At 38.4% G+C, this 9,449-nt stretch carries 8 protein-coding genes; 7 read left to right on the top strand and 1 reads right to left on the bottom strand.

Annotated features, from left to right (window positions below; translation table 11 throughout):
- Window positions 1-260, top strand: a 260-nt coding sequence (locus E0H81_RS10140; protein WP_165492615.1) for a transposase, incomplete at its 5' end; no start/stop codon positions are given.
- Window positions 261-605: 345 nt separating this feature from the next.
- Window positions 606-1,886: an iron-sulfur cluster carrier protein ApbC gene (gene apbC / locus E0H81_RS10135; protein ID WP_131318619.1), complete on the top strand. Its 1,281-nt coding sequence runs from the start codon at window positions 606-608 to the stop codon at window positions 1,884-1,886.
- Window positions 1,887-2,175: 289 nt separating this feature from the next.
- Here the strand turns inward: apbC and E0H81_RS10130 are convergent, their stop codons facing one another.
- A complete protein-coding gene (locus E0H81_RS10130) occupies window positions 2,176-2,718 on the bottom strand; it encodes a DUF2062 domain-containing protein (RefSeq protein ID WP_131318617.1) in 543 nt (180 codons plus the stop codon).
- Between the two features lie 277 nt (window positions 2,719-2,995).
- Here E0H81_RS10130 and E0H81_RS10125 point away from each other — a divergent pair, with 277 nt between their 5' ends.
- From E0H81_RS10125 to E0H81_RS10105, 5 genes are all read left to right on the top strand, one after another.
- A complete protein-coding gene (locus E0H81_RS10125) occupies window positions 2,996-3,589 on the top strand; it encodes a LysE family translocator (RefSeq protein ID WP_131318615.1) in 594 nt (197 codons plus the stop codon).
- 126 nt (window positions 3,590-3,715) lie between these two features.
- Window positions 3,716-4,285 (top strand): dCTP deaminase, encoded by a 570-nt coding sequence (dcd, locus tag E0H81_RS10120; protein WP_131268635.1) that lies wholly within the window; start codon window positions 3,716-3,718, stop codon window positions 4,283-4,285.
- 244 nt (window positions 4,286-4,529) lie between these two features.
- Window positions 4,530-6,377, top strand: coding sequence for a hypothetical protein (locus E0H81_RS10115; RefSeq protein ID WP_131318613.1), 1,848 nt, complete (start codon window positions 4,530-4,532; stop codon window positions 6,375-6,377).
- Window positions 6,378-6,389: 12 nt separating this feature from the next.
- The gene (locus tag E0H81_RS10110; RefSeq protein ID WP_131318611.1) at window positions 6,390-7,112 is read left to right on the top strand and encodes a hypothetical protein; all 723 of its coding nucleotides are present in this window, start codon (window positions 6,390-6,392) and stop codon (window positions 7,110-7,112) included.
- 29 nt (window positions 7,113-7,141) lie between these two features.
- Window positions 7,142-9,445 carry a DUF6160 family protein gene (locus E0H81_RS10105; RefSeq protein WP_131318609.1) on the top strand — a complete coding sequence of 768 codons (2,304 nt, stop codon included), beginning with the start codon at window positions 7,142-7,144 and terminating at the stop codon, window positions 9,443-9,445.
- Window positions 9,446-9,449 lie beyond the last annotated feature (4 nt).

The raw sequence follows: 9,449 nt of genomic DNA, 5'->3' as shown, positions 1-9,449 counted from the left end.
ATAAAGGTTATGATTCAGAGCATATTCGTGAAGTCGCTCGTAATCATAGGATGACTCCTATTATTCCAAGAAAATCAAACAGCAAAAAACCAAATATAGACTTTGATCACTACCTCTATCGTCTAAGGCATCTTGTTGAAAATGCCTTTGCCCGATTAAAGCATTTTCGTGGTATTGCCACTCGTTTTGAAAAGTTGGCTCGTAATTATAAGTCCATGTTGTTCTTGGCTTGTTTGTTTATTTGGTGCAAAGCCAAATGAGGACACGCCCTAATATAAAGAACAAAATAAACATCTGTCTGCATCATAATTGTGATGAAAAATAATCGTTATTTAGATAGATAAGCCAATAAGTAAATTTTTTGAACTGTTTCGAATCTATCTTCTTTACTCGTGCTAGTGGATGATTTAATAAAAAGTATAATTTTAGATGGTTTAATAATAATGCAATATCATCTTTAAAATAAACAGTTAAGCACTAAAACCTACTAATTAGGTCGGATTTTTGGCAACATTCATAAAGCAAGCTAGAACTTTACTTAACCTTCGCCTCATTTAAAGCTAAACTATGATATTCAGCTGTATGTTCGTACTTGGAGTAAACTTATGTCGTGGCTTTCTTCGCTTAAATCTGTTTTTTCACCCTCGCAGGAGGTGAAGGAGGAAGAAATCCAGAATGTGCTACAAGGCTATATATTGCCTAATTCAAACAATGCACTGAAAGACCGAATTACCCAAGTGAATGTTGAAGGGCGAGTATTACAAATAACCATTAATACTTATCCTGAGGAAGCGGATCATTTACAAAAAATCCATGATGATCTGGCTGATGCTTTGGAAAAATGTGGTATCCAAGAACTTAATATGCATGTGATTCAGCAAAAACATGCACAAGGTGAAAGCTGCTCTAATCATGATCATGGTAAAGAAGGACATAGCTGTTCAAGCAAACCTCAAGGTGAAAATGCTACGCCTCAAGCCCAAAAACTTCCGCCTGTGGTAGATGCTTCTGGTAAAACAGCCCAAGCTGAAACCAAATCTGAAGAAGATCCAAACAATCCACCCATCCAAAAACCGGCACCGCAACAAAGAGATGTACCTAAACATCCACGCATTAAAAATGTGATCTTGGTTTCATCGGGTAAAGGTGGTGTGGGTAAATCGACCACCACTGTAAACCTCGCATTGGCATTGCAAAAATTAGGTTTAAAAGTCGGTGTTTTGGATGCTGATATTTATGGTCCAAGTATTCCGACCATGTTGGGTAATGCAGGTCGTACCCCGATGATTGAAGCAGAAAATTTTGTTCCAATCGATGCCTATGGTATGGCGGTGCTATCGATTGGACATTTAACCGGGGATAACAATACCCCTGTGGCTTGGCGAGGTCCAAAAGCAACTGGTGCATTGATGCAGTTGTTCAACCAAACCTTGTGGCCAGACCTGGATGTTTTGATGATTGATATGCCACCAGGGACAGGCGATATTCAATTGACACTTGCGCAGCGTATTCCTGTGACGGGTGCTGTTATTGTGACTACTCCACAAAATGTAGCCCTTTTAGATGCAACAAAAGGAATTGAACTGTTTAATAAAGTTCACATTCCTGTCATGGGCGTCGTGGAAAATATGTCGACGCATATTTGTTCGAATTGTGGTTATGAAGAGCAGATTTTCGGTACCGGTGGTGGCGACAAGTTATCTGAACAGTACAATATTCCCTTATTGGGGCGTTTACCTTTAAATGTTCAAATTCGTGAAAATGCCGATGCAGGCAAACCTTCTGTACTTGTAGGTGATGATGCCGCTGAAAGCTATATGGCTATTGCTCAAAAAATTGCAGACCAATTACCAAAAGTAGAGAAGCCACAAAATAGAATTTTCTAATCGCTGATTGAATAATCCTATTTTAAAAGCCCCGCTTTAGTGGGGCTTTTTTGATTGAGTGGGATTATATTTTTTGAGGTATAGGATAATAAGATAAAGCTTTTTAGAAGCAGGTTTGATACTTCAATCATGCTTCGTAAAAATATCAAAACTGCATTGTGGAAGATAATTAATCGCAGAGCAAAAACAAGTTGGCTTCATCAGGAAAAATATCATAAAGCATATTTTATAGTTCAAGGTAGTTGCAATAATGCATCTAATGACATTCTTATATTTAAAGGGTTGATGATTATTCGGTAGCACGACGACGCTTATAATGTTGAATGATATTCCAGCGCCAAAATAACCGTGTAACTGCAAATAATATAACGGCCAAAATTAAAGCTTCCAGCAGTAAACCGGATAATAGAATTTTCGCCAAACTCAAATCGATATGTCCATTTCCAAAATGGGTAATCCAGTGACTGATCTGATGCAGAACACCCAGTATCATATCCTGATCAATCATATTCACCTGAAACACCTTCGCACCTAACCAAAAGCCAATATATAAAATGGGAACAAGCGTGAAAGGATTGGTCAGCCAGGCGAGACATAAACTCACCGGTAAATTGACTTCAAAAAGTAATACTGTCAAAACAATCAAAATGCTGTGAAAAGGCAAAGGCAACATGCCCCAAAACGTGCCAATAAAAATGGCTTTTGAAATCGACTTTCTGTTCACATACCACAGCACAGGATTTAGGGTACGTTGACCAAAAATCTTCATCAGTTTCATCTCTGCAACTTTATGAGGAGAAGGAAGCCATGATTGAAAGAACCGTTTTGCCATAAAAGTAGAATGCTTAAGTAATAAGGTATTGTGCCTGAATTGATCACTAAGTGACAGTTCAAGCATGTCTGAATGTAATAATGAATGTTAAATAACAGGATTGTTGAAATTTTTTATAACAAATGACTCTATAGTTATAGTTTGATTAATTTGATAAGTATTTAAAAATTAAATATTTTTTAGTAACTTTGGCGATTTTGAAAAAGATGTAAAATTCCGTAATTGCTAAGTACAATGAACTCAATTACTCTTCGCGCACTCTATAGAGAGGTCGCATATGATTTCATGGCTGTTCATCGGTTTAGTGATCACTATTTTATTGACACCTGGCCCAACAAATACATTGCTTGCTTCTTCTGGTATACAGGTAGGCGTGCGCAAATCATTACGACTTATTCCAGCAGAATCAATTGGTTATTTAGTTTCAATTAGCATTTGGGGACTTATTATTGGTACAGTTTCAAATCAATTTCCTATTCTCCCGATATTTTTGAAGTTATTAAGCGCGCTGTATATTATTTTTCTCGCAATTAAGCTCTGGAAAACGGCAGATATCGAAGCCAGTTATCATCTGCCGACCATTCGTGCACGTGAATTGTTTTGTGCTACCTTATTGAATCCTAAGGCATTACTTTTTGCTTCTGCCATTTTTCCAAGTTCAGCGTGGTTAACACTGAATAATTACTTGGCTCATATTGGCATGTTCCTCATTTTAATCGTGCCAATTGCTTTGTTTTGGACTTTTATTGGTTCTGTCTTGGCCTCGAATAAAGTACGTTGGCTGAATCAATCGAACTTGCAAAAAACTGCTTCTTTGGTTTTGGTCAGTTTTTCTATTCCACTGGGCTATTCTGCTCTTTTAAGTCTTTAAGCTGAGATGATGAAAATCGCATTTGGTAAAAAATGACATCATCACCTGATCATCATTTCCATTGCAGCCAATTTCAGTTAAAGTACAGCGCAATAATTGATTTAACTATTTTTGGGTATAGAAATAATGGCAATTAAGTCTGATCGTTGGATTCGTGAAATGAGCGAAAATCACGGCATGATTGAACCGTATGCAGAAAACCAAGTGCGTTATGATGAAACAGGTGAAAAACTCATTTCTTATGGGGTTTCAAGCTATGGTTATGACGTTCGTTGTGCACGTGAATTTAAAGTATTTACCAATGTCCATTCAGTAATTGTCGATCCCAAAAACTTTGATGATAAAAGCTTTATCGATATTGAATCGGATGTCTGTATTATTCCGCCAAACTCATTTGCCTTAGCACGTACAGTAGAATATTTCCGTATTCCACGTAATGTATTGACGATATGTTTGGGTAAATCGACTTATGCACGCTGCGGTATTATTGTGAATGTGACTCCGCTTGAACCTGAGTGGGAAGGTCACGTGACTTTGGAATTTTCAAATACAACCAACTTGCCTGCCCGTATTTATGCAGGTGAAGGTGTGGCACAAATGTTGTTCTTTGAATCAGATGAAGTATGTGAAACATCATATAAAGACCGCGGTGGTAAATACCAAGGTCAAACGGGCGTGACTTTGCCGAAAGCATAAACAGTATAAATAATTGAATAAGCGGATCATTTTGGTCCGCTTGTTTTTTATGAGATTCATTCATCGGAAACTGGGTTCATTCGCCCAGTTTTTTTTGCAATTGAATCAATATTCAGCATAATAAAAAGTTGTACAAGCTTGGTAAGAACATTGTTGTAATGACAAATAAATAAAAGAGATATACCAAGCTTAGGATGAACTAAAAAATAATGATGCGGAGCATCTGATAAAAAGGAAGGTCGTGATGACTCAGAGTTGGAATAATACAAGATTTAAAAAATCTTGTTTGGCGAGTTTAATCGCAGTTTTACTTAGTCCGTCAGTTAATGCGCTTGAATCTTTATCAGATGATCACCTTTCTGAAACGACTGGTGAAGGTGTCGCACTCGTACTCGATGATTTTAAAATGGTGTTCCAGGCACCTAAAGATATCTCTGCCGGTTCCAGTTATGCAAGAAACATTGAAAACCCAGGTCAGGCGGATACTGGTTTTATCCGTATTATTCCGACGGGCGAAAACTACCAACAACTATATGATACAGGGTTCGAAAAAAACTATTCTGCAGCCTACAATAGTACCTATCAAAATACAGTCACTACAAATGCAACAACGTATACAACGATTCAAAATAGCGTAAATAACGATCCAGTTTTATATACTTCTAAATATAATGAATTTTATTCAAGCAAATATGCAATTTATGAAAAAGCAGAAATAGATAGATATTGGGACAGAAGTAAACCTTTTAATGAGTATCAAGCTTACTATAACTCTATTATTTGGCGTGGTGCTGCAGAAGCTGAACGTCGAACAATAGAAAAGATCAAAGCTGAAAAACCCGTTATTACTGATGCAACAGCTAAAGTTGCCACCGATACTAGAACATGGATCACTGCCGAGGCAATTAGGCAAGCTCAGTTGTCTCAGAAAGATCCAATTGCTGAAGGGATTAAAGCTGGAAATGCTTCGGCTGTTTCATTAACAGCGGCACAAATCAGTAATAAAAGAACCAAAGCAGATGTGTTTATTTATGGTTTAGCTTTATCCAAGAGTGATGGTTCATTAAATACGCGTTACAGTAATCAGGGTTTTAATTGGGGTTCGACGGTTAACCCATGGCTATTCCGCGCAGGTACGGAAAAAGTAAGACAATTCAGTGCTACAGAAAAAGACCTTGGATATATTGCTCTGGAGGCACCATTGGCTACTGTGGCAGCCAATGAAGCAGACAATAATATTAAACTGGGTTTCTGGACGGATATTTTTGCACGCAGTTTTACATCATCTAATTATGTTGATCCAAAGACAGGGGCACCTAATGTGCCGGAAGATTTGTTAGTTTCAGAGCGTTTACGCCTACAATTTGTTGCCAATGGTTTAAGTCTCAATGGCTCTCAATTCCGCCTGTTTCAAACTTTTACTTCTCCGACGAAGGACTATAGTCAAACTTTGGGTTTAGCAAGTGTTATTCGTATCAATACCAATGATACGCCGGAAAATTTAACCACGGCTTCTACCAATCTAGACAGTAAAGGAATTCGTATTAGCACTGCTGCCAAGACGGATCAATTAGATGGGGTGGGTTCTACGCCAGCACTGAATTCATCTGTTGCCCCGACTTTCCATGAATTGGAAGGGATGTATATCTATAGTCCAAACATTAACTTGGTCTTGGGCACCATGGATCAGCCCTTTATTGTTGCCTCAGATGGTAATAATATTATTTTGGAAGTAACGCGTATTCCAAATGTGCCTGAAATTTATAATAAAATTTATCAAAACTATGGCAGCGGATTAGGCACAACGGTTTTAAAAGGCTCAACCTGTAATGTGTATCAATGTGGTGAGGCGATCAAAAATGTATCTACTGATGCTTCTGCACTTTATCAAGGACGTACAGCAACCCACAGTAGTATAGCCATTGGCAGTACTGAACGTGTTGCAGGAACAAATTTGTTACGTGCTAAAACGGATACAAATTCAACTGGTATTATGTTTAAAAATGCCAATGGTGATATTAAAAACTTTGGATCTGCTGTCATTGATGGCGTTTTGATTCAACATCTTAAAATTAAAACAACCGGTCTTTAAGGGAGTGCAGCAATGCTAAAAAAAATTACACTTTTTGCACTGTTGAGTGCTGCCTTCACTGTACATGCAGGTCTTGAAACCATGAGTCCACAAGAGCTTACAGATGCCGTGGGTCAAGGTGGTGCTGACCTAAGTTGGACGTTATCATTAAATCATCTATATGCCACAGATATGACGAAAAATGCGATTTCTGTCCTAGATGGCAATGGTAATGCAACTGAAGTTTATTATTCACTCGATCCAAATGCATGTGGCGCAAACAAGCAATTTTGTCGTTTAGCTATCGCACCGAACAACCATGTAGATGCTTTAGGGAATAAAAGATGGTTGGTGTTCAAAGGTATTCAAGGTACCTTACAGATTGATCAATTTTCTATTGATGCGGTGACAGTCGGCAACAACAGTAATACAGCCCAGACTGCGATGCAAATTACATTCTATGATAATAAACCATTAAAAATACGTAACCTAGGTTTTAATACTTTAGCAATTGAAACGGGTACAGGCTCCGGAGCCAATGAAGGTTATGCCAATACATCTACTTATAGCACCTATACAGCCAAGACTATTCAAGCTGATGGCACTATTAATGATGTGGAAACGAATGTCCCAACATTTGACAGGAATACAGAGAAAGGCTTCATGGGACTAAATATGCATGGCAACTTACATATGTCGGGTAATTTAAAAATATTTAGCTATAACTGTTCTGGTGGTGTGAACATTCGCTGCTAAAGCCATCAGTGCATAATAAGGATAAGAATATGATAAAAACGACAATGAAGCTAAATATGCTGACGGTATGTATATGTCTTGCTCAACATGGATACGCACTAGAGCAAATTGATGAGCAATCACTGAGTAATATGACCGGTCAAGATGGCATTGTGATCACGCATGAAGTATCACGTGTCAAAATTGAGCAAGCAAATTGGTACGATCCAAATCCAGCAGCAAATGTACAAATGGGCTTAGGATTACATAACGCGCAGTTTGATGGGGTAGAGAATAAGCCAATTCTAAGTCAACTTGAATTCGATGTTGGTGCAACATCTACGGGTGCAGGTATTCGTCTAGCGGCTAGTGTTTCTCCTTTTACAGCCACTGCCGATTTAATGTTAGTTAAAAATACATGTACAAGCAATCCATGTCAGCAAGCAACGGATAGTTTACGTACTCCAGGGGTTAAATCTAATCAAAGCTTAGGTAAGCTTGGGATTAGCACTTCTACGCCACTGAATTTTGTTTTGCAAACGACGGGTGGCTTGTTTAATAAGTATGAGAAAGCGAGCATAGATTTTCAATTACAAAATGCCACCATTAGCCATAAATTAGGCCTTAATAGCCTTATTTTGAATGATTTTAATTTCAATTTTGCTGGTGACGGCTATATGTATATCGACCAAGACGAGGGGCTTGTGTTAAGTACATATAATGAAAATCAAAATCACTATGTTGATCTAAAACGCGTTACGGATACTACAGATGTTGCCGCTGGACGTACTGATGCGACGAATCCAGGTGTAAATATCGATTTACGTTATAATACTCCGAGCAATGAACGTAAAAATATTATGCGCTTAGGTGCTTCCGGTGCAGTGACGAATGCTAAATTGGCTGTAAATGGTAACCAAACAAAGGTTGCTAATTTTGAAGTCAATAACAAGGTTAATGGCGTATTAACGAAAGAGACTAAAACAGCATCAGGCTATAATGGTGCAGGCAATGACCTTGGGCTTGTTGGCTCCGGAGGTTTGCATTTAAGTTTAGCGGCGGACTTCACTAATGCATCTGATACTAATCTTCCTGCAACGATGTCAGCAACAACGCTTGAAATTGGGCATACGGGTAAAGGTAGTCATGCGATTGAGTTTTCAAATTTAAGACAGCTGACCACTCGGGCCGCAGATGGCACCTTACACAAAAAAAATGCGTATATCGACTTTGGTGACATTTATATTAATACGATAACAACGAAAACTCTTGATTTCATTGTTAATGAAAATATTCAAAAAACGCTTGCTGTCACCAGTCCAATACTGAAACAAACGTTAACTAACGCAGCTATTCCTAAAGACGCTGTTTTAATTGCTATTCGTGGCATGGATTTCCAATCCATTGCAGCAAAAGCGCGCATTATTTCAGACAATTCGTTGCAAAAATTGAATGGTAGTGGAGGGACGTGGGGGATTGGTATTCCCATTTATAACCTGAATGCCAATGTCGCACTGTCTGCTGGAACCTATGGGACAACCAACAAGAGCGGAATTGCTTACAATGTTATGGCATCTACAGAAGGCTATGGCATAGATTCAAAAACAGGTTTACCAAGTACCACGTCAATTATCTTAATTGATGGTCAAAATGGGGTTCATGGCGAAGCCGTCAATTATTATGCTGGTTTTCGAAATATAGATGCCTTTTTTCAATCAGAAGGTGTCATTGGTTATGAGAATGAAGGGATTTATATTCGTGCCGATAAGCTATTGATTGCTGCAAAAGCGGAACTTGCGATTGGTCAATTACCTGGATCAAAATATAACTGTACATCAGGTGCTTACGCTAAGTGTGGCACCTATGTGCCACATGATAATTTTTCGAAGCGTGACGATGTAATCACTAATATCGCTTTTAAGCTTGATGGCAGTGGAGAGTTGTTAATTATTCCAGGCATAGACCCAACAATTGAGAACCCAGATAGTAATTTCTTAGCCTTCGATGCAAAATTTAAATTTAGACCATTAAGCACAGCTGAGGTCGCTGACGTCGCAAACCTAGGTAGTTATTTTAGTCTTACCAATGAAGATATTGATGTAGATGGTAAATTAAAGACTTCAGGGATTCATTTTAACCGTTTTGAGGGGGATCTTGCAATGAAAGCGAAAGTTCGTGTGAGTGCAGATACCATAACCTTTGATAACCAAGTTAAGTTAAATGCTGGCAATAATATCGCAACACCATTTAGAACCGATTTTGCCATGTCGACCAATGGCAATATACAGAATATCGCATCAATCGCACTGACTGGTGGAACAATTCGCAGCACTTTGGGCATCACACCACGTTAAGATC

The organism is Acinetobacter terrestris (assembly GCF_004331155.1).
Classification (GTDB): domain Bacteria; phylum Pseudomonadota; class Gammaproteobacteria; order Pseudomonadales; family Moraxellaceae; genus Acinetobacter; species Acinetobacter terrestris.
The sequence above is the reverse complement of the archived record's forward strand: the minus strand, read 5'-3'. Positions and strand labels throughout refer to the sequence as shown.

Excerpts from the sequence above, each read along its gene's own strand:
- apbC (WP_131318619.1), top strand. The coding sequence starts at position 606 with ATGTCGTGGCTTTCTTCGCTTAAATCTGTTTTTTCACCCTCGCAGGAG.
- E0H81_RS10130 (WP_131318617.1), bottom strand. The coding sequence starts at position 2,718 with ATGGCAAAACGGTTCTTTCAATCATGGCTTCCTTCTCCTCATAAAGTT.
- E0H81_RS10125 (WP_131318615.1), top strand. The coding sequence starts at position 2,996 with ATGATTTCATGGCTGTTCATCGGTTTAGTGATCACTATTTTATTGACA.
- dcd (WP_131268635.1), top strand. The coding sequence starts at position 3,716 with ATGGCAATTAAGTCTGATCGTTGGATTCGTGAAATGAGCGAAAATCAC.
- E0H81_RS10115 (WP_131318613.1), top strand. The coding sequence starts at position 4,530 with ATGACTCAGAGTTGGAATAATACAAGATTTAAAAAATCTTGTTTGGCG.
- E0H81_RS10110 (WP_131318611.1), top strand. The coding sequence starts at position 6,390 with ATGCTAAAAAAAATTACACTTTTTGCACTGTTGAGTGCTGCCTTCACT.
- E0H81_RS10105 (WP_131318609.1), top strand. The coding sequence starts at position 7,142 with ATGATAAAAACGACAATGAAGCTAAATATGCTGACGGTATGTATATGT.